Source organism: Staphylococcus canis, from assembly GCF_016238445.1.
GTDB lineage: Bacteria > Bacillota > Bacilli > Staphylococcales > Staphylococcaceae > Staphylococcus > Staphylococcus canis.
The window spans coordinates 1-20464 of record NZ_JABANU010000031.1; the positions used below are offsets into that span (position 1 = coordinate 1).

Genomic DNA, 20464 nt, shown 5'->3' on the forward strand with positions numbered 1-20464 from the left:
ATAAATATCTCTCCTTAATTCGTTTGTTGGTACTTACAATTATAGAGATATTTGTGCCGTTTTTATATTAAAAACTAAAAAATAACGGCTAGTGAATATTTCACCAACCGTTAAAAGTATAGAGCCAGAAAAGTAAATTTAAAAGGCAAGACTCCTGTTGAATACAGAAATCTTGCCTTAGGAAAATAGCTTAATCAAAAAGTTCAACTTTTTGGGTTCACTACAACATTCTGACCTCTTTTTATATTTAAATGTATCATTATAAGTGTGCTTATGATTTGGATTCATTTACGAAAAATGATGCTTCATATTCAGAAGGTTTTGCCCAAGTTGTGTGCCACATTTTATCACGATTATTTGCAAATAAACGATACCCTAAGTTTCGAATCGGTTTTGGTACAAGCCACAAACTCATTGCAAGCCATTTATAATCGTCTAATGTAAATATGAGCTTAGCAATAGCTGTAGATTCAAAATATAATTTGTCACCCTCTTGTAATACCACACTGTTATAAGAAAGCACTTCAGGGTATTGCTTTTTCAATTGATCTCCTGCGACACTTTTGAGTGGGACAAACTCATAACTTTGAGATAGTCCGTTTCGAATTAACCAAATCGCATAATTATAACAATAAACACATTGATCATCATAATAAATAATTGGCATAGTATTCACCTCAATAGAATATATACCCATTTTGAAGTGACTTCAAATCTCTAATCTCAATTACTCTACTAGTGCTTCTTGTTGTTGGAAGAATTTTTGCTCTGACTGTGTTAATTTAACAATTTTAAATCCTACAAAACCGTAAATAATTGAAATAATAGGTACTATAAAGTTTAAAATCGCAAAAGGCGCATATTCAACTACAGATACACTTAATGTTGATGCGATAAATACACCACAAGTATTCCACGGTACAAATACAGATGTTAGCGTTCCACCATCTTCTAATGCTCTTGATAGATTTTTTGGATGTAGTCCATGATCAACGAATGTGGATGCATACATACGAGCTGGTACAATAATTGAGATATATTGCTCTGAACATGTTACATTTGTACCAATACATGACACGATAACAGATGCAATCAATGTACCCGTATTTTTAGCAAATCTTAAGATGACTTGAATCAGTGCTTTAAGCATACCTGAATATTCGAGTAAACCACCAAATGTCATCGCCACAAGCGTCAATGAAATTGTATAAAACATAGACTCTAATCCACCACGATTAAATAATGTATCAATCATTTCATTACCAGAATCAAGTGTATACCCAACTTGTAACGCTTTTACAGCATCAAGTAATGTGTCACCTTGGAAAAATATTTGTGTAAAAAATCCAAGTACTATACCAATAACAATTGCAGGGATTGCTGGTACTTTAAGCGCCACAATCACGATAACTACTAGAGGCACTACCAATAACCATGGTGAAATAATAAAAGATTGATCAATAGCTTTCATAATCTCATCAATACGTCCTTGATTTAAATGATTACTCCCATACATTTGTCCTAAAATAAAAAATACAATTAGACTAATGATGAGTCCTGGAATTGTCGTATAAAACATGTGACGAATATGCTGAAATAAATCGACGTTAGTCAGACCTGCAGCGAGATTTGTCGTATCTGATAACGGACTCATTTTATCTCCAAAATATGAACCTGATATAACCGCACCGGCCACCATGCCTGGTGAAAGTCCCATACTAATTCCGATCCCCATAGAAGCAACACCTACTGTTGCCATTGTAGACCAACTACTCCCGATAGCTAACGCTACAATACCACAAATAATAACAACAACCGATAAAAAGTAAGTTGGCGAAATTAACTTCAATCCATAATAAATCATAGCCGCAACAACACCACTACCAATCCATGACCCTATAATGAGTCCCACAAGCATAATAATAACGATAGCTGGTAAAGCATGTCGAATGCCCTTATACATCATTTCTTCAACTTCATCCCATTTGTAACCATGACATAACGTAATGATAATAGCAGCAGATGTACCAATAAGTAACGGAATATGTGGTGCTTGTTGAAGTACAACTACTGTATAAAGCATCGAACCAATCATTATAGCTAGTGTCAATAACGCATACCAAACATTAATCTCCCTTTTTTGACGATTAAATTTAATCACAGTCTCCACCCCTTTGTTCCACTTTTGTGAAAGCGGTTACAAATATATTACTATTAATTGTAAAAAGCTTCAACAATTTTTTGAAAATTCTTATTGTTAATTATTCATTATTAAAATAACAGGGAAATGGCCCTCAACAGAATCATAATTGTGAACTAAAAAAGTAGTATTGAACTCATTTTAAGTCCAATACTACTTCAGTCTAACGTTAATGTTTAATTTGAATGATACGCGCATATTTTAAAAATTGTTGGCTAAATTGAGCTTTGACTTGTTGAGGTGTTAAATAGGTTACACCAATGATATGCCAGTTAGGGTTAAAGCGATAAAATGAATCTTTCTCCTTGCTCCATTTAATCATATTGCCATCTTTATGATAACGTGGCATCGTCACTTCATAACCTTCTAATACATTAATGAATGTTTGAAATATATCCGGGTCAATACGTTCAAATTGATCAATAACTAAATATTGGCGATCACTTTTAGGCATTAAATCTGTTATAAAGCCTTCACGATAATACAATGCGCCAGCTTCATTCGGTAAATAACGTCCATATAACATCTCTTCTGAAAAATCTGGATGTCCTACTGTAATGACCGATGAAGCATTCGCCTTTTCAACAAGTGACTCAGCAGCTTTAAGCCCTTCTTCTTTATCATCTACAATCAATATCACAAATGGTTTAATCTCGTCTGATGTAGCATGTTTAGAGTCCGTATCAAGTGCTTCAAACTGCTCTTTAATTCCGTCATTTTCGCTCATATCCATAATCGCTTCGTATTGAGTTGGTGTTAGACTGGCGATTGCTTGTTTTGCATTTTCTTGTAAGAAATATAAGTTTTTAAGTTTGGCATGTTTATTTAAAACCATTAACGAGACAGGATTGATATCTTCAATATATTTAATTTGAATAGCAGTACTATTCGTTCGGCCAGGTTGCGGTGGTAACGTATGAATATGATAGGCTACTTCTGCACGACCTACGACTGATTGATTAACATACTTATTATAGATGATGATTTGGTCGCCTACTTCAAGCTGTGTATAATGATGATAGCCGTTTCGTTTTATACCATTAATTGTATGTGTAAAAATGGTATACGTTTCTCCAGGCTCAAAATTTTCTGTTTCAGACATGAAAAAGTAGCGTGGAATATTTGTTTCTCCGCTTCCTAAACCTTTTATTAGCTCAAATTCATCTTTTGATATTTTGTTAAACAACGCATCTTTGACATAGTTCATCCGTGGCTCAAGTAACTCACTGCGTTTTAAGTAATCAATCGTGAGCGGTTGAAATGTTTCATTAAATTTAAATTGAACGTGTATTTTATTTTGTGCACCTGTCATTACACTGGTAATCTCGCCCCAACCTAAAAGTCCAGCATCCGTTTGAACTTGATAAAAAATAACTTTGTCCCCAACTTTTGCTTCTTTAAAGGCACGAAATCCTTGTGTTGGATTGAACTGTGCACCTGATTCAAAAACTGTAGTTTGACCTACTAGGGGTTCATTATGATTCCAACGATTATAACCACAGTTCAACCAAAAATAATTAGCTTCTAACGACATGATGACCTTTATCTCCTTCATAAGTTTGTTAATTTAATTCATAATCTAAGCTATCCATTGTATCAGTCCAGCTATAACTGGAAAAAGATTGATGAGTAGGCCGCCCAATTTTAACATATTACTAATATTCGAATTGGGGACTGTCCACAAAACTGCAATCATACCCATTAAACCTATTAAAATAGGAAATAGAACGGTATTGAACAGCGGTACTTGGAAGAAAATAGTTATCCCTGAAACCACACCACATAGTAGCGCGATATATAAGCCTATCCGCATTTAAATCCTCCTATTTATATTTAAACATAGCTTATCACTATATCCATTTCACCTTCGAAAACATTGTCTAAATCTTCAGCTGTGAGAATAAAATGATCTCCTTTTCGTATTTTAAAAATATCACCATCTGTAATGACTTCACCTTCACCATCTATAACTGAAACGAAAGTGAATTCTCTTGGCTTCATATAATTTAACGTTCCTCTTACTTCCCATTTAACTACGGTAACGAAATGATTTTGTACAAATGTTGTACACTTGTGATTTTCAATCATTTCAACTTGTGGGACAATATTTGGGCTTTCATCCCCTATATGAATCACAGCTTTTGCTTCTTCGAGGTGTAGTGCACGAGTCTCTCCTTCTAAATCTTGCCGATCATAATCGTAAATACGATAATTCACATCAGATGCTTGTTGCACTTCTAACATCACGATACCTTGGCCAATACTATGTACTGTACCTTGAGGTATAAAAAAGAAGTCGCCCTTTTGGACATGCACGTGCTTAAACAATGAATCAAAATGTCGATGATCCAACTTATATGTAAGTTCTTCTTTTGTTTCTGCATAAGTACCGTATATGATTTCGGCATCCTCTGATGCATCTAAAACGTACCAACATTTTGTCTTACCATAGTTACCATTTTCATGCTCATAAGCATAAGTATCATCCGGGTGTACTTGGATAGATAAAGGCGCCGTCGCATCTATAAGCTTGATAAACAAAGGTAAGTGATGTGATGGGAATTCTCCAAAAAGTTTTGAGTATTTTGTCCATACTTCATCTAATGTCATATATTGATAAGGTTCATTAGTGATAGTATTTGCAGCATCAATTTTGGCTGAAACCGCCCAAACTTCCCCAACCTTTGAACTTGGCAGTTGATAATTAAAAGATGCGAATTGTGTTCCTCCCCAAACTTTATCTCTAAAGATAGGCTCTAACATCAATGGCATTCCAGTATCACCTCTCAATCTTAAGTTATAGCTGATATTTATGTATCAATTAAGATATTCGAATTTTACTAATGTGATTGTATCATATCTTAATTTACAATGGGTGATAAAATTAAACGATTCTTGTGTATATCTTTGATTATGTGGTCCTTCAACTACTTCTCAACAATATAATTATCAACGAGTGTTTGTCTGACTTCAGCTAAATGTAATGCCATTCTCGATGATGCCTTATGTTCTTCTTTTGCTATAATCGCTTCTAATATTTGGTGGTGTTCATCGACTAATTTTTCCATCGTTTTTTCACGACTATAGATATAAATTTTACGTGTACCTTCCATAGTTTGTTGAATTAAGTCTGAAATGTTATTTAACAATTCATAGAGTAACGTATTATGTGAAGATTTAGCGATAGCAAGATGAAATTTTAAATCTGCATATTCCCCAGATTTTCCTTCTTTAATGGCGTCTTTCATTTCTTGTAATGCATATTCCATCATTTCAATATCTTGATCAGTTCTTCTTATTGATGCGAATTGTGCCGTCGATACTTCTACTACTTCTCGAAGTTCTAAGATATCTTGAACACGTTGTGCGTTTAATGTATGATGAGAAAAATCAAATAACTGTGGATGTTTCGCTTTAATAAATGTACCATAACCATGTTTAATCTCTATTAACCCAATCATTCTTAACGCATTAAGTGCTTCTCGTATTGAAGCATTACTTACACCATATACTTTAGCAAGTTTTTGTATAGAAGGTAGCTTATCTCCAATTTCCAGCTCACCTTTTTCTATCTTTTCGATTAAAATATCTGCTACCTGTTCATATATTTTTTGATTTGAAATTTTCATGCTTAATATCCCCCTAGTCATTCCCTCTTTATTTTATCAAAAATAAAGTTAAATGGTCATGAAATCATTAAGTGATTAAAAAGTTAAGTTCTTTAAATTTTAAATTTTATACCCGAATTAGCCCGATGCTTAATCAATATATGATATATTTAAACAGTTGTATGCTTTGATTAGTGTTAATCACCTTTTTGATTTTCAAACGGAATACTTTTTGATAATGTGAAGTATATGTTGAAAGGAGTGCTCACATTTGTTTAAATATACAAAATTATTTTGGCATCATGCTAAACCACAAACTGGGAAATTAATTAGTGGAAATCTCATTAATTTAGTTGTGATGTTATTACTATTTTCAATTGCGCTATTACCAATTCAAATCATTATGAATATGTGGCTCATGTATGCATTTACAGGCCAAGGTAATCTAGGATCTATTATTATCGCAACAGTTACCACGGCTTTGGTGGTTTTACTCGTTTATTTATTTTTTATTTTTCCATTATATACAGGTACAACACGTAGCTATCGTAATGTATTGTTACCAAATAAGTCTATGTCATTTAAAGACTTTTTCCGTAGCTTTAAAGGCCGTATTTGGCGTAAAGCGGTCATTTTAGGACTTGTCACATTATTAGTGCTATTTGTCACACAAATGATTAATTACTTTATTAATGCGGGGCTATCTAAATTAACTGATATGATTTTACAAAGTATGAATATTTCAAGTAGTGATCAAACAATGATGATTATCACATCAACAATCATTTCTGTCATTACTGCATTCATTACAAGTATTCTTACATGGCTTGCAGTGATTTATATCACAAATGCTGCAACTTCTCTTGTCCATGACCCGGATGCTAAAATTAAATCACATCTTAAAAATGCTTGGTCAGCAATGCGTAATGGAAATCGTACCTTTTTCAAATTCTTCATTGGCATTTTGCTTCTGAACCTAGTTGTAATTTTATTATATGGTCCAATTTACACATGGATTCAACTCGGCTTATCAGGCATCTCTCAAAATGTTGCTGGTGTAATCACAATCATTTTAAATGTAGTCTTCTTTGTACTACGTTACTTTATGTTCTTTGTGATTATTGGTACTATTATCCAATATTTCTTAAATCATGGAAGAAATGAAAATCACAATTTAAATTAAGTAAAAATAAAAACGTATTAAATAAAGAGGTGAAGATTTCGAATACCTTCACCTCTTTTTGTATGCAATTTTATTGTTCTAAAAGATATGTTGCCATGAAGTGTGCTGCACCATCTTCATTATTATCTTTTTCAGTTTCATATTCAGTCATCGCTTTGATATGTTCTGCAGCGTTACGCATTGCTACAGTCACTGCTCCTACCTCAAACATCGTACGATCATTATCACTATCGCCCATAACTAAAGTTTCAGATTGATCAATATTAAAATGAGTGCACATTTCTAAAATCCCTGTGCCTTTATTAATACGATAAGCCATTGTTTCTACATTATTAGGCGTTGAATTCGAAACTTCAATTTTTAAAGTATCAACTTGTGCCTTCATCTCTTGTCTAAATTGATCGATGTAAGCTAAATCTGGATGAAATAAGTAAATCTTAGAATACCCAACATCTTCTGATATATCCTCTTGCCATGTTAATTTATGTTCCACCGCTTCGTGACGCGACAACCATTCGCTTTCATTCACGCTATCCGGCTTTTCACCATCAATCATATTTAGCATCCAAGTTTTGTCTTCATTTAAGGCAAATCGCGCACTCGTAAATGGGAAAATTTCATAATAAATCCTCATTTCTTTCGCCCTATTAACAATTTGTTTAACCGTATCGACATTCAAATCATGCTCGAATAATACTTCACCATCAACATGGCCACGTGTTCCATTAGATGAAATAATTCCATCAAAATGCATAGATTCAGGAATTAACATATGGATTTCTTCATACGCTCGACCTGTTGCTAGAAATACTTTATACCCTTCTTCTCTTAAATGTTGTATTACTTCTGCTGTATAAGATGAAGCACGATTGTTCTCATGTAAAATCGTCCCATCCATGTCTAAAAATATTGCTTTTACTTGATTCATATTGATTATTCCTTTCCAAATCTATACTTCTAGTTTGGCATTAAAAGTAAAATTAAGCAATCATAATATTATAATCGTACAATTTGATAACGATGGTGATGTTCATATAATTTTACAGGTAAATTAAATAATTGTGATAAATGTCTGCTAGTCATTACCTCTTCTATCTGTCCCGACTGTTGAATTTTACCTGATTTTAGAAGGAGCGCATGTGTAAATTCATCGGTTATTTCTTCTACATAATGAGTAACATAAATGACAGCTGTTTCATGAAAATGCTGATACAGACGATGAAGTGTATCGATGAGTCGTTCTCTAGCGATAAAATCTAATCCATTTCCTGGTTCGTCTAGAATTAATAAATCTGGACTATTCATCATAGCACGTGCCAGTAACACACTTTGCTGTTCTCCTGTTGAAAGCAAGCCAAAATATGCATCTCTATACTTTATAATATCTAGTGTTTCAAGCATGGCTTCAGCTCTCTGGATATCATCTTGAGTAGTTTCTTGATATAAACCTATAGATTGATATATTCCGCTTAATACGACATCAATCACGCGTTCTCCCTCAGCAAAACGCGCTTTTAACTGACTTGAGACATAGCCTATATGCGAGCGTACTGCTTGTGCAGAATATCCTTTTTCCCCTGGAGACATGTCGAATAAAGTCACATGACCTGAAGTTGCAAAATCATAAGCATTAATGATATTTAACAGCGTCGATTTCCCAGCACCATTCAAACCATAAACAAGCCATCGTTCTCCCTTATGTACCAGCCAATTAATATCTGATAATAGAGTCCGTCCACTTTTTTGTTTATAAACGTTTTCTAAATTGACTAGCATAGATTTCACCTTCCTTCATCAATACATTTTATTTTAACATAAAATTCAGAATATTATTGTATTAATTGACAAAAAAGACTTCGGCCGTAGCCAAAGTCTTTCTCAACATGTCTAATGACTATTCAACTGTTACTGATTTAGCAAGGTTACGTGGCTTATCAACATCTAAATCGCGATGTAATGCAGCATAGTAAGAAATTAATTGTAGTGTTACAACTGACACAAGTGGTGTTAATAACTCATGTACATGTGGAATCACATACGTATCACCATCTTTATCTAGACCTTCCATAGAGATGATACATTCTTTCGCTCCACGTGCAACAACCTCTTTTACATTACCACGAATAGATAAGTTAACATTTTCTTGAGTTGCTAACGCAATTACAGGTGTACCGTCTTCAATTAACGCAATCGTACCATGTTTAAGTTCTCCACCAGCAAAACCTTCCGCTTGAATATATGAGATTTCTTTAAGTTTTAATGCGCCTTCTAAGCTGACATTATAGTCAATTGTACGTCCGATAAAGAACGCGTTACGTGTAGTTTCAAGAAAATCTTTTGAAATTTGTTCCATTTTAGGCGCATCATCAACAATTGTTTCAATCGCAGTTGTCACTTTCGCAAGTTCACGTAATAAGTCGATATCGCTTGCTTGTCCACGTTCTTTGGCTACAACTTGAGATAAAATAGATAATACTGCAATTTGTGCCGTATAAGCTTTTGTTGAAGCCACTGCGATTTCAGGTCCCGCATGTAATAATAATGTGTGATCCGCTTCACGTGATAATGTAGAACCTGCAACATTTGTAATTGTTAATGATTTATAGCCAAGCTTAGTAGTTTCCACTAGTACCGCACGGCTATCTGCAGTCTCACCTGATTGTGAGATAAAGATAAATAATGGGTTTTCTGAAAGTAATGGCATATTGTAAACAAATTCAGAAGCTACATGTACTTCAGTTGGGACACCTGTCCATTTTTCTAAAAATGTTTTACCAACTAAACCAGCATGGTAACTTGTTCCCGCAGCAATAACATAGATGCGATCTGCTGCTTTGACATCTTTGATAATAGCAGGATCAATTTTAAGGTCACCATTATCATCTTGATATTCTTGAATAATACGACGCATTACAGCTGGTTGTTCATGAATTTCTTTTAGCATATAGTGATCATAAATACCTTTTTCTGCATCTGAAGCATCGATTTCAGCAATATAACTGTCACGTTCAATGACTTCACCATCTAAATTTTTGATCACAACTTCATTACGTTTCACTAATACAATTTCTTGATCTTTTAATTCTTTATACTCTTTAGTCACTTGAATCATTGCAAGCGCATCAGATGCAATGACATTAAAGTCCTTACCAATACCTACTAATAATGGTGATTTATTTTTCGCAACGTAAATTGTATCGTTATCTTCACGGTCTAATAAACCTAATGCATATGAACCATGTAATAAGCTTACAACTTTAGTAAATGCTTCTTCAGTTGAAAGTCCTTCATTTGAGAAATGTTCTACAAGTTGAACAATAACTTCTGTATCTGTATCAGAAACAAGTTCAACATCTGGAATATATGTTGACTTTAACTCTTCATAATTTTCAATAACACCATTGTGTACTAATGTAAAACGCTCACTTGTTGATTGATGTGGGTGAGAATTTTCAAAGTTCGGTACACCATGTGTTGCCCAACGTGTATGACCAATACCTGTCGTTCCGTCGACACCATTATCTGCTGTTTCGCGTAAATCCGCAATACGTCCTTTTGCTTTTGTAACTGTAATGTCATTATCATTACGTGTCGCAATTCCAGCGGAGTCGTATCCACGATATTCTAATTTTTCTAAACCATGTAATAATAATTCTTTTGAATTTTCATATCCAATATAACCTACAATTCCACACATAATAAATTCCTCCATGTCAAAACAACGGTGCGCTATCATAAATTTTTAAGCGCGTAACGTCTTCAATACATACATTCACTTCATCTGATGCATTGCTATAATGCTTCACCATATTTAAACACTATAGAAAAGACTTCTCACGCTTATAATGCGCATCGTTTATCATTATATATTTTTATTTTGGCGATCCTATTAACTTTGTCCGACAAGTTGCCTTATCGTTTTAATTAATAAGCTAACGAATGTGCCACATCCGGGATAGCATCCGCCGAATAAATTCGATCACTATCCTCCTCGTCTACAAGACATGTACTTAACCGTTATACTTTCTGTTTTAAAGTATGACGTTGTGTTAAGCAAATGTGCTTGTGCTGGCGCTTTTTAGTTCGAAACTATCCTCCTTATCTGTAATATACTTCATTTTACACTTAATAAAACGATAATTGCAAATAAAAATTGATATGGTTATAAAGAGTTTTTCAAGGAATAATAGCTAATCCTATTTTGTCAAATTCACTGTGACAAACCTGCATTTTCTTTACATTGCTATTCATATCTATCCCCCTTACGATGAGGTTAGTATTACATTTTACTCTAAAGGGGGGTTTATCTATGTCTCAAAATTCAGAGCAAAAAACAGTTGGTGAACGCATTCAACGTGGTGTTCAAGCATTCGGGTCTTTCTTAAGTAGCATGATTATGCCTAACATCGGAGCTTTTATCGCTTGGGGTTTAATTACTGCATTATTTATTCCAGATGGATGGTGGCCTAATGAATCATTCGCTACGATGGTCGACCCAATGATTAAGTATTTGATACCACTTTTAATTGCTTATAGCGGTGGTCGCCTCGTTCATGATTTACGTGGAGGTATTGTCGGAGCAACTTCAACTATGGGGGTTATCGCTGCTTTTCCTGACACACCTATGTTAATTGGTGCCATGATTATGGGACCTTTAGCAGGTTGGTTAATGAAAAAAGTAGACCAATTTTTACAACCTAGAACACCAAATGGATTAGAAATGTTATTTAATAACTTCTCAGCTGGATTTTTGTCATTCTTTATGACACTTATTGGTTTTAAATTTTTATCACCACTTGTAGAAGGTTTAATGAAGTTATTAGGAGCAGGTGTTGATGCATTAGTATCTTTACATTTATTACCACTAGTAAGTCTATTAATTGAGCCTGCTAAGATTGTTTTCTTAAACAATGCAATCAATCATGGTGTGCTTACACCGCTCGCAACTGAACAAGTAAGCACAGCCGGTAAGTCAATACTCTATACACTCGAGTCTAACCCTGGACCTGGTTTAGGGATTTTATTAGCCTATATGATCTTTGGTAAAGGAACTGAAAAAGCAACTTCTTATGGTGCAGCATTTATTCACTTCATTGGTGGAATACATGAAATCTATTTCCCTTATGTATTAGCACGTCCTTTATTGATTATCGCTGCAATCGCTGGCGGAATGACTGGTGTGATTACTTTCAGTACCTTTAATTTTGGATTGACAGGTCCAGCATCACCGGGATCTATTCTTGCTTATTTTGCAGTAACGCCTAGAGGTGGATATCTTGTTATGCTTTTAGGTATTTTCTTATCCACACTAGTAAGTTTCATCATTGCCTCTATTATATTAAGATTCACACGCAATTCTAAGAGAAGTTTAGAAGAAGCAACGAGTCAAATGGAAGCAACTAAAGGAAAAAAATCTAGAGTTAGAGATTCACTCATATCTGAAAAAGCATCTGAACCTTCAAATATCGAAAGTACTTCAAGTAAGAACGATACTTCTAATACTGAAGAAGATGCAGCAGCATTATTGAATCGCTATGATACTGAAAATGTTGATGCTCATGACTATAACAAAGTTCAACATATCATTTTTGCATGTGATGCTGGCATGGGGTCAAGTGCTATGGGAGCAAGTATGCTTCGTAAAAAATTCCAAAAAGCAGGCATCGATGAAATAGATGTTACGAACAAAGCAATTAATCAATTACCAAGTGACGCGCAACTTGTTATCACACAAAAGAAACTAACAGATCGTGCGATAAAACACGTGCCTAACGCTATTCACATCTCTGTTGATAACTTCTTAAATTCGCCAAGATATGAAGAACTTATAGAAAAAATTAAATCAGAATCAAAAAGTGAAGGATAGGATGTCTAAAACTATAGGAAGTAGGTGACATCATGTATTTGAAGCATCGTGAGAAACAAATTATAGATATGCTATTGAAAAATCAAGATGTACCTATACGTATATATGATATTGCACAACATCTTGGTATATCATCGAGAACTGTTCACCGTGAACTCAAATCTATTGAAAAAAGCCTATTATCGCTTGGAATTTCAATTCTTCGTGAGAAAAATAAAGGAATATCAATCCAAGGGTCACCATCTTCCGTAGCTGAATTAAAACAATTAATCAGTACAAATACACCTATTGATTTAACCATTGAAGAGCAAAAAGTTATTTTACTATATGCTTTGATTCAAGCAAATGAACCCTTAAAACAACTAGGTTTAGCTAGCGAAATAGGCACATCATTGCAACAGTTATCCAAAATATTAGATGCACTTGAAAAAGATTTAGAGCAGTTCCAAATTGAATTAGTACGTAAACGAGGAAGCGGTATTGCGATTCAAGGTAGTGAAATGCACAAAAGAGAGTTACTCAGTCAACTCATGATGGATCGTTTAAACAGTCAAAGTGTATATTCTGTAATCGAAAATCATTTTGTCTTCCAATCATTAACACATGAACGACTGCCAATGATGGATATTAAAGAAATTTTTCAAATCGAACGATTACTGATGGATGACTTAGATGCACTACCTTATCTGTTAACAGAATCCAGTTATTTAAACTTAATTATTCACATTGCACTAAGTGTAGATCGCATGCGTAAAAAACAATACGTCTCAATAGATCAAGACATTGTAAATAATACAAAAGATTCTCAAGAGTTTAAAGTAGCTCAGTCAATTGCTCATCATCTGTCTGAGCTATATCACATAGAATTTGACATTGCAGAAATTACTTTTATTACTATTCATCTTCAAGGATCAAAACGAAAACAGGAAAATTCTACTGATATGTCTCTTGATATCGATCACTCTATCAAACAATTAGTTCATCAGGTAGAACAATTACTAGAGGTTACTTTTGAAAATCAAGCTGATCTCATAGAAGGGTTGAAACTTCATATTCGACCAGCGTTGAACCGTATCCAATTCAATATCGAAACGTACAATCCTATGACTGAAAATGTTCAACTGCAATATCCTGAATTATTTCGAGCTATAGATCAAAGTGTACAATCCATTTGGCCAATGTATACATTCTCTAACCATGAAATCGCATTCCTAGTTTTGCATTTTGGAAGCGTAACCACTCATCAACATCATCGCAAAAGTGTATTAGTAGTTTGTAGTAGTGGCGTTGGTACGAGTCGTATTTTATCGAACAGATTATATGAAGACTTCTCGTATATAGATGCGATTAAACAAGTATCAGTAAGTGACCTCAACGCTCTATCTTTAAATGATTATGATGCAATTATATCTACAGTTGATTTGGATATCGAGTCACCTTATTTAACTGTAAATCCACTATTACCCGATTATGACGTTAAGCGAACACACGCTTTCTTACAAAATCAATTTTCTAACGACAAGAAACGAACACAAACACAAAAATCAGATGATAAAGGTTCATCATTTGATATAGAACAAAAAATTCAAGTAATTAGAGAAAGTATACAAATACTAGACGAATTTCAAATATATGAAATGTCATTTATAGAAAAATGGTCAACTGAAATCGCAAAATTACTGAGTCAACACCATGTTATTAAAACAGAGAATATAGCACAAATGATAGAAGTATTAGTCAATAAGCATCAGTATCAGTCATTTGTATTAGAGTCATATCCAATCGCTATTCCACACTTAGTTGATGATGTAATAGAAAAACCTACAATACTGATTGTTCTATTAGAAAATCCCATAAATATAAATAGTAAAGGCCCAGTTTCAACATTAATATGTGCCTTTTTGCCAACAAACTCATTATTAAAACCATTGGTGAGTCATATTTATAGCGAGATCGCACTTAAATTAGACGATTTAGCCTTTCTTTCTGATAGAAAACAGTTAAATCAATTCATAAAATCTCAAATCATTAATTTTAATCAATCATTATAAAGGAGAATTTAAAATGCAAAATTTATTAAAAGATGAAAATATGTTACTAAATGCTACAGTTCAATCTAAAGAGGAAGCTATTGAAAAAGCCGGTGCACTACTCGTTAACAGTGGCGCTGTTACTGAAGATTATATCCAATCCATGAAAGAACGTGAAGCGCTCGTATCTACTTTTATGGGAAATGCATTAGCCATTCCTCATGGTACAGATGAAGCTAAAAATGAAGTACTGACATCAGGCTTATCATTAGTTCAAATCCCTAATGGTATCACTTGGGATGATGAAATTGTCAAAGTTGTGATTGGAATTGCTGGAAAAGACGGAGAACATTTAGAGTTATTATCTCAAATTGCAATTACTTTTAGCGAAGAGGAAAATGTCGAGAAAATAGTCAATGCTCAAGATGGTGAAACGATTCGTCAAATTTTTGAGGAGGCTGATATCTAGTGAAAGCCCTACATTTTGGAGCTGGAAACATTGGTCGTGGTTTTATTGGCTTAATATTATCACAAAATGATTATGATGTTACATTTGCTGATGTGAATGAAGATATCGTTAATAGCCTTAAACACGAACAAACCTATCAAGTTTTACTCGCAAATGATGCACAGACAACTATAAAGGTAGATAATGTTCACGCAGTTCATTCAATTGAAGATAAAGCACTACTTGAACAACTTATTTTAGAAGCTGATTTAATCACAACAGCTGTAGGCGTTAATGTTTTACCCATTATTGCCAAAACGATTGCATCCACGTTACAAACACGTCAAACGCCAGTAAATATAGTTGCGTGTGAAAATGCTATAAATGCAACAGATCAACTTAAAGTGGCCATTGAGTCTGAAGTCGGTACATTGAATGACAACATACATTTTTCAAATGCCGCTGTTGATCGAATTGTACCAATGCAGAATAATAAAAATATTCTAGATGTTACTGTAGAACCTTTTTATGAATGGGTAATTGAAGCGTCTAATTGGTTTGGAACTCAGTTAAAAGGTATAAAGTATGTTGATACTTTAACACCATTTATCGAACGTAAATTACTAACTGTAAATACCGGCCATGCTTTTTTAGCGTATGCAGGACAGTATTATGGCCATCAAACCATTTTAGAAGCTACCAAAGATAAAGAAATTTTAACTCAATTGACAGAAGTGCTAACAGAAACAAGTAGTTATCTCATCAATCATTTTAATTTTGATGAGTTAGAACTCAAACAATATCGTGAGGAGATTATTAATCGTTTTAAAAATCCATATTTATCTGATGATATTACACGTGTTGGAAGAGGCGTCCTTAGAAAACTGGGACCAAATGATAGAATTATAAAACCACTGAATGCATTATATAATAACAATCAAAAATATACTGGATTATTAAAACTAGCAGCATTTGCATTAAAGTATACAGATTTAAGTGATCAAGAAGCGATTGATAAAGAAAGACTCATTGAAAATGACGGACTTTTAAACTTTTTAAAATCTCATTCTAAAATTAATGAACAGCTTGCGAACGAAATTATCAACCAATACCTTTCTTTATAGAAAAAACTGGGGCAGTCATTTGAGCCCCAGTTTTCTTATTCATTTAATCCCATTTTGGCTTGTACAACATCTGCAATTTTTTCTGCAAAGCGTTGTGCATCTTCATCTGTTTTCGCTTCTACCATGACACGTACAAGTGGTTCTGTACCTGAAGGACGTACGAGTATACGACCCTCACCATTCATTTCTTCTTCAACATCTGCCATTACAGATTTGACGTCTTCATTTTCTTCAACACCATACTTATCAGTCACGCGAACATTAATTAATGATTGTGGATATTTTTTCATTTGTTCAGCAAGTTCACTTAACTTTTTACCAGTTCGCTTCACTACAGCCGCTAAATGAATACCTGTTAAAAGACCATCACCTGTTGTATTATAATCCATTAATACAATATGGCCTGATTGCTCGCCCCCAAGATTATAATTGCCGCGACGCATTTCCTCAACCACATAACGGTCGCCTACTTTAGTCTTGTTTGATGCGATGCCTTCTTGCTCTAAAGCTTTATAGAAACCTAGATTACTCATTACTGTTGAAACAATCATGTTGTCATTGAGTTCTTGATTTTTCTTCATTTCTTGGCCAAGAATAAACATAATTTGGTCACCATCTACAATATGACCTTGTTCGTCAACCGCAATTAAACGGTCTCCATCACCATCAAAAGCCAAACCAAAATCACTTTCTGATTCTAATACTTTTTGCGCAAGCGCTTCTGGATGAGTAGAACCCACATTATCATTTATATTATAACCATCCGGATTGCAACCTAATGTCACAGTATCTGCTTCTAAATCACCAAATAAAAATGGTGCAAGAGAAGCTGTTGAACCGTGAGCACCGTCTAAAGCGATTTTTAATCCTTCTAAGTTGACATCTACAGTAGATTTTAAATAACTTAAATATTTTTGAGCCCCTTCAAAATAATCAGAAGTTGCCACAATTTCTGTACCTGTTGGACGTGGAAGGTCTGGACTTTCTTGGTCTAATAATGTTTCGATTTCTCGTTCTTGATCATCTGACAACTTAAAGCCGTCAGAACCAAAGAATTTAATACCATTATCCCCAACTGGATTATGAGAGGCTGAAATCATTACACCAAGCTCTGCCCCTATTTCTCGTGTGAGGAAAGCTACTCCTGGTGTTGAAATCACACCTAATCGCATAACTTCTGCACCAATAGATACGAGCCCTGCAATCAGTGCACTTTCTAACATTTCGCCTGATACGCGTGTATCTCTTCCAACAAGTACACGTGGATGAGCAGTATCTTGATTATGTGCAAGCACATAACCGCCATAACGTCCTAATTTGAATGCTAATTCAGGTGTTAATTCTTGGTTTGCAACGCCTCTTACACCGTCAGTACCAAAATATTTACCCATAATCTTATTATCTCCTTTACTACTTTCATTACTGTATTGAAATATTCGCTTGTGTTTGTTCTGGTTCAATCTTTTCAACTTTATCAGGTATATCTAATTGAACGTCCCTTGTGGTATCAGATGATATGCCATCAACATTAACCACACCTTTAATAGAATTGATATCTTCTAAATCTTCACGGTTACCATATATCTCAACTTCTTCTTGATTTAGTGATATATCAGAAACCTGTGTACCGTTTTGTGTTTTCCCTTTTGTGGATAAATCAATCTTTACTTTTTTAGAATAAGGTTTAACATCAACGGAGAGTTTGACTTGTGAAGGCTCAATTTGGACATCAAGTTTATTCATATTTTTATCAAAAACCGCAGCTTTTGCGTTGACTGTAACTTGATCAGAAATCTGATGATCATCACTAAAACTTGCTTTCGCATAAGCAATGCGATCCAACTGTTCTTTACCACCAATCACTTTGACTGTACTTGGTGAAACTTTAGCAGTGTCTATTTTTTTATCTGGTGAAACTGAGTAACGGCTCACATTTGCTTCAATTGGAATTTGTCGGGTTTCCTTTTTTTCAATCGATAGGTTTGCTTCTTTTGGATATACACGATAATTTATATCTTTATCCAACCCATTCACTTGAAAATCAACAGCCCGTTCTCCAATTTGTAACCCTGCTACGTCTAGAACTACCTTATAGTCTTCAATCTTTTGAGCTTGTAATACTTTAGATTTCGGTCCATTCAACTCGATATCTACAGATTCCGGTGCTCCTGATACATATAAATCATTACTTTGATTAACAATCTCAACCGGAACATTCTTAATCGTCTTACTGCCTTCACCAGCGATATTATCTGTACTAAATGTTTTACCAAATACATTATTCACTGATAGAAACAATAATAACGCTAAAACAAATGCAAAAAAACGTAATCCCCATTTAGACTCTAACATTTAATTCACACCCTTTTTAGAAAAGTGCGTACCAAACCAATGCTCGGTTAATAATTCTTCAAAAACATCATTATTGATATCTTTACGTAACTTACCATCAAACGTTACAGATATTGAACCTGTCTCTTCTGAAACGACTACTGTAAATGCATCTGAAACTTCAGATATACCTACTGCTGCACGATGACGTGTCCCTAAACTTTTCGCAATTTTAGGACTATCAGATAATGGTAAATAACTCGCAGCTGTCGCAATTTTATCTTCTTGGATAATCATTGCGCCATCATGTAATGGTGTATTCGGAATGAATACATTAATAAGTAATTCTTGTGAAATCTCCGAATGCAAGGGTATTCCTGTTTCGATATAATCTTGCAACCCTGTCTCTTTTTCAAAAACAATTAAAGCACCAATACGGCGTTTTGCCATGTATTGAACTGCATTCGATACGGATTTAACAAGCTTAGGTACTTCTTCTGAGGATGTCATTGAGTAACGTTTAAACAAACTCCCTCTTCCAAGTTGTTCTAACGCGCGACGGATCTCAGGTTGAAAAATAACGATAATTGCCAAAAAACCCCATTGCATAACGAGATCAAATAATCTTGAAGTAGTCGTTAACTGTAAATATTCACTGATAGCTTTACCTACTAAAATAAACAGAATCCCTTTTAAAAGTTGTATTGCTTTGGTTCCCTTAAAAACTGTTATCAGTAAATAAATCACATACCATACAATCAATAAATCTAGAATACCAGTTATGACCTCAAGTGTACTTAAATTCTGAAAGAGGTTTGAAATTCGCATAGCATCTCCTCCGGTAATCTATTCCCATAGACTTTATTATACCAATGTTTTCCGTATCTTGTCATATCTCATTGTAAATTATTTTCATATCATACTAAATTTTCATATTTAATAGGTAAAATGCATAGTTAAATGACATCCACTGAATTGAGAGTGTTATGTATAGTATTATAATATAACAAAAAAACCTTATCTCATGACAAGATAAGGTTCAGAAGTGAGCCATAGAGGATTCGAACCTCTGACCCTCTGATTAAAAGTCAGATGCTCTACCGACTGAGCTAATGGCTCATGGCTGGGCTAGCTGGATTCGAACCAGCGAGTGACGGAGTCAAAGTCCGTTGCCTTACCGCTTGGCTATAGCCCAATGATGGTGGAGGGGGGCAGATTCGAACTGCCGAACCCGAAGGAGCGGATTTACAGTCCGCCGCGTTTAGCCACTTCGCTACCCCTCCGTATGTATTAAATTAAAAATGGTGGAGAATGACGGGTTCGAACCGCCGACCCTCTGCTTGTAAGGCAGATGCTCTCCCAGCTGAGCTAATTCTCCATTTTAAAAGTGACCCCTACGGGACTCGAACCCGTGTTACCGCCGTGAAAGGGCGGTGTCTTAACCGCTTGACCAAGGGGCCATATGGCTCCACAGGTAGGATTCGAACCTACGACCGATCGGTTAACAGCCGATAGCTCTACCACTGAGCTACTGTGGAATAATATCTACCTGGCACCGTCCTACTCTTGCGGAACGTAAGTCCGACTACCATCGGCGCTAAAGAGCTTAACTTCTGTGTTCGGCATGGGAACAGGTGTGACCTCTTTGCCATAGGCACCAGATAAACATTGAAT

At 34.7% G+C, this 20464-nt stretch carries 17 protein-coding genes, 6 tRNA genes and 1 rRNA gene; 5 read left to right on the top strand and 19 right to left on the bottom strand.

Annotated elements, in window-relative coordinates; all coding sequences use genetic code 11:
- Positions 1-271: 271 nt before the first annotated feature.
- From HHH54_RS09810 to HHH54_RS09835, 6 genes are all read right to left on the bottom strand, one after another.
- Positions 272-667, bottom strand: a complete 396-nt coding sequence (locus HHH54_RS09810; RefSeq protein WP_198618660.1) for a thiol-disulfide oxidoreductase DCC family protein — start codon at positions 665-667, stop codon at positions 272-274.
- A 60-nt stretch (positions 668-727) separates the two neighbouring features.
- Positions 728-2095 carry a Na+/H+ antiporter NhaC gene (gene nhaC / locus HHH54_RS09815; RefSeq protein ID WP_232796318.1) on the bottom strand — a complete coding sequence of 456 codons (1368 nt, stop codon included), beginning with the start codon at positions 2093-2095 and terminating at the stop codon, positions 728-730.
- 274 nt (positions 2096-2369) lie between these two features.
- The gene (locus HHH54_RS09820; protein WP_198618662.1) at positions 2370-3734 is read right to left on the bottom strand and encodes an EVE domain-containing protein; all 1365 of its coding nucleotides are present in this window, start codon (positions 3732-3734) and stop codon (positions 2370-2372) included.
- Positions 3735-3779: 45 nt separating this feature from the next.
- Positions 3780-4013 carry a hypothetical protein gene (locus HHH54_RS09825; RefSeq protein WP_198618663.1) on the bottom strand — a complete coding sequence of 78 codons (234 nt, stop codon included), beginning with the start codon at positions 4011-4013 and terminating at the stop codon, positions 3780-3782.
- Positions 4014-4033: 20 nt separating this feature from the next.
- The gene (locus tag HHH54_RS09830; RefSeq protein ID WP_198618664.1) at positions 4034-4972 is read right to left on the bottom strand and encodes a type I phosphomannose isomerase catalytic subunit; all 939 of its coding nucleotides are present in this window, start codon (positions 4970-4972) and stop codon (positions 4034-4036) included.
- A gap of 155 nt (positions 4973-5127) precedes the next feature.
- On the bottom strand, positions 5128-5829 hold the full coding sequence (locus HHH54_RS09835; protein WP_198618665.1) for a FadR/GntR family transcriptional regulator: 702 nt from the start codon (positions 5827-5829) through the stop codon (positions 5128-5130).
- Positions 5830-6079: 250 nt separating this feature from the next.
- Between HHH54_RS09835 and HHH54_RS09840 the strand changes: the two genes are divergently transcribed.
- Positions 6080-6991 (top strand): lytic transglycosylase, encoded by a 912-nt coding sequence (locus tag HHH54_RS09840; protein ID WP_198618666.1) that lies wholly within the window; start codon positions 6080-6082, stop codon positions 6989-6991.
- 70 nt (positions 6992-7061) lie between these two features.
- On the opposite strand, the gene HHH54_RS09845 is transcribed toward HHH54_RS09840, so the two are convergent.
- From HHH54_RS09845 to glmS, 3 genes are all read right to left on the bottom strand, one after another.
- Positions 7062-7919, bottom strand: a complete 858-nt coding sequence (locus HHH54_RS09845) for an HAD family hydrolase (RefSeq protein WP_198618667.1) — start codon at positions 7917-7919, stop codon at positions 7062-7064.
- A 68-nt stretch (positions 7920-7987) separates the two neighbouring features.
- Positions 7988-8767: an ABC transporter ATP-binding protein gene (locus tag HHH54_RS09850; RefSeq protein ID WP_198618668.1), complete on the bottom strand. Its 780-nt coding sequence runs from the start codon at positions 8765-8767 to the stop codon at positions 7988-7990.
- Positions 8768-8885: 118 nt separating this feature from the next.
- Positions 8886-10688 carry a glutamine--fructose-6-phosphate transaminase (isomerizing) gene (gene glmS / locus HHH54_RS09855; RefSeq protein ID WP_198618669.1) on the bottom strand — a complete coding sequence of 601 codons (1803 nt, stop codon included), beginning with the start codon at positions 10686-10688 and terminating at the stop codon, positions 8886-8888.
- Between the two features lie 612 nt (positions 10689-11300).
- Between glmS and HHH54_RS09860 the strand changes: the two genes are divergently transcribed.
- From HHH54_RS09860 to HHH54_RS09875, 4 genes are read left to right on the top strand one after another with little or no spacing between them, the layout of a single operon-like run.
- The gene (locus HHH54_RS09860) at positions 11301-12857 is read left to right on the top strand and encodes a PTS mannitol transporter subunit IIBC (protein ID WP_198618670.1); all 1557 of its coding nucleotides are present in this window, start codon (positions 11301-11303) and stop codon (positions 12855-12857) included.
- A 32-nt stretch (positions 12858-12889) separates the two neighbouring features.
- Positions 12890-14908, top strand: coding sequence for a BglG family transcription antiterminator (locus HHH54_RS09865; RefSeq protein ID WP_198618671.1), 2019 nt, complete (start codon positions 12890-12892; stop codon positions 14906-14908).
- A 13-nt stretch (positions 14909-14921) separates the two neighbouring features.
- Positions 14922-15356: a PTS mannitol transporter subunit IIA gene (locus tag HHH54_RS09870; protein ID WP_198618672.1), complete on the top strand. Its 435-nt coding sequence runs from the start codon at positions 14922-14924 to the stop codon at positions 15354-15356.
- Complete coding sequence (locus tag HHH54_RS09875) at positions 15356-16459, top strand: mannitol-1-phosphate 5-dehydrogenase (protein ID WP_198618673.1); 1104 nt, start codon at positions 15356-15358, stop codon at positions 16457-16459. The genes HHH54_RS09870 and HHH54_RS09875 overlap by 1 nt, the downstream gene beginning before the upstream one ends.
- A 35-nt stretch (positions 16460-16494) precedes the next feature.
- Here HHH54_RS09875 and glmM read toward each other — a convergent pair whose 3' ends face one another.
- From glmM to rrf, 10 genes are all read right to left on the bottom strand, one after another.
- Positions 16495-17850 (bottom strand): phosphoglucosamine mutase, encoded by a 1356-nt coding sequence (gene glmM, locus HHH54_RS09880; protein ID WP_198618674.1) that lies wholly within the window; start codon positions 17848-17850, stop codon positions 16495-16497.
- 28 nt (positions 17851-17878) lie between these two features.
- On the bottom strand, positions 17879-18811 hold the full coding sequence (locus tag HHH54_RS09885; protein ID WP_198618675.1) for a CdaR family protein: 933 nt from the start codon (positions 18809-18811) through the stop codon (positions 17879-17881).
- A complete protein-coding gene (gene cdaA / locus HHH54_RS09890) occupies positions 18812-19618 on the bottom strand; it encodes a diadenylate cyclase CdaA (RefSeq protein WP_198618676.1) in 807 nt (268 codons plus the stop codon). It lies immediately after the preceding gene.
- Between the two features lie 218 nt (positions 19619-19836).
- Positions 19837-19909, bottom strand: a tRNA-Lys gene (locus HHH54_RS09895).
- A 1-nt stretch (position 19910) separates the two neighbouring features.
- Positions 19911-19985, bottom strand: a tRNA-Gln gene (locus tag HHH54_RS09900).
- Between the two features lie 4 nt (positions 19986-19989).
- Positions 19990-20073 (bottom strand) — tRNA-Tyr (locus HHH54_RS09905).
- A gap of 19 nt (positions 20074-20092) precedes the next feature.
- Positions 20093-20168: transfer RNA gene (locus HHH54_RS09910), tRNA-Val, on the bottom strand.
- 10 nt (positions 20169-20178) lie between these two features.
- Positions 20179-20250, bottom strand: a tRNA-Glu gene (locus tag HHH54_RS09915).
- Between the two features lie 3 nt (positions 20251-20253).
- Positions 20254-20328, bottom strand: a tRNA-Asn gene (locus HHH54_RS09920).
- Positions 20329-20337: 9 nt separating this feature from the next.
- Positions 20338-20452: ribosomal RNA gene (gene rrf / locus HHH54_RS09925) — 5S ribosomal RNA — on the bottom strand.
- Positions 20453-20464: the final 12 nt, after the last annotated feature.

Bases quoted from the DNA above. Each gene is read 5' to 3' on its own strand.
- HHH54_RS09810 (WP_198618660.1), bottom strand. From the start codon at position 667: ATGCCAATTATTTATTATGATGATCAATGTGTTTATTGTTATAATTAT.
- nhaC (WP_232796318.1), bottom strand. From the start codon at position 2,095: ATGATTGGTTCGATGCTTTATACAGTAGTTGTACTTCAACAAGCACCA.
- HHH54_RS09820 (WP_198618662.1), bottom strand. From the start codon at position 3,734: ATGTCGTTAGAAGCTAATTATTTTTGGTTGAACTGTGGTTATAATCGT.
- HHH54_RS09825 (WP_198618663.1), bottom strand. From the start codon at position 4,013: ATGCGGATAGGCTTATATATCGCGCTACTATGTGGTGTGGTTTCAGGG.
- HHH54_RS09830 (WP_198618664.1), bottom strand. From the start codon at position 4,972: ATGCCATTGATGTTAGAGCCTATCTTTAGAGATAAAGTTTGGGGAGGA.
- HHH54_RS09835 (WP_198618665.1), bottom strand. From the start codon at position 5,829: ATGAAAATTTCAAATCAAAAAATATATGAACAGGTAGCAGATATTTTA.
- HHH54_RS09845 (WP_198618667.1), bottom strand. From the start codon at position 7,919: ATGAATCAAGTAAAAGCAATATTTTTAGACATGGATGGGACGATTTTA.
- HHH54_RS09850 (WP_198618668.1), bottom strand. From the start codon at position 8,767: ATGCTAGTCAATTTAGAAAACGTTTATAAACAAAAAAGTGGACGGACT.
- glmS (WP_198618669.1), bottom strand. From the start codon at position 10,688: ATGTGTGGAATTGTAGGTTATATTGGATATGAAAATTCAAAAGAATTA.
- HHH54_RS09860 (WP_198618670.1), top strand. From the start codon at position 11,301: ATGTCTCAAAATTCAGAGCAAAAAACAGTTGGTGAACGCATTCAACGT.
- HHH54_RS09865 (WP_198618671.1), top strand. From the start codon at position 12,890: ATGTATTTGAAGCATCGTGAGAAACAAATTATAGATATGCTATTGAAA.
- HHH54_RS09870 (WP_198618672.1), top strand. From the start codon at position 14,922: ATGCAAAATTTATTAAAAGATGAAAATATGTTACTAAATGCTACAGTT.
- glmM (WP_198618674.1), bottom strand. From the start codon at position 17,850: ATGGGTAAATATTTTGGTACTGACGGTGTAAGAGGCGTTGCAAACCAA.
- HHH54_RS09885 (WP_198618675.1), bottom strand. From the start codon at position 18,811: ATGTTAGAGTCTAAATGGGGATTACGTTTTTTTGCATTTGTTTTAGCG.
- cdaA (WP_198618676.1), bottom strand. From the start codon at position 19,618: ATGCGAATTTCAAACCTCTTTCAGAATTTAAGTACACTTGAGGTCATA.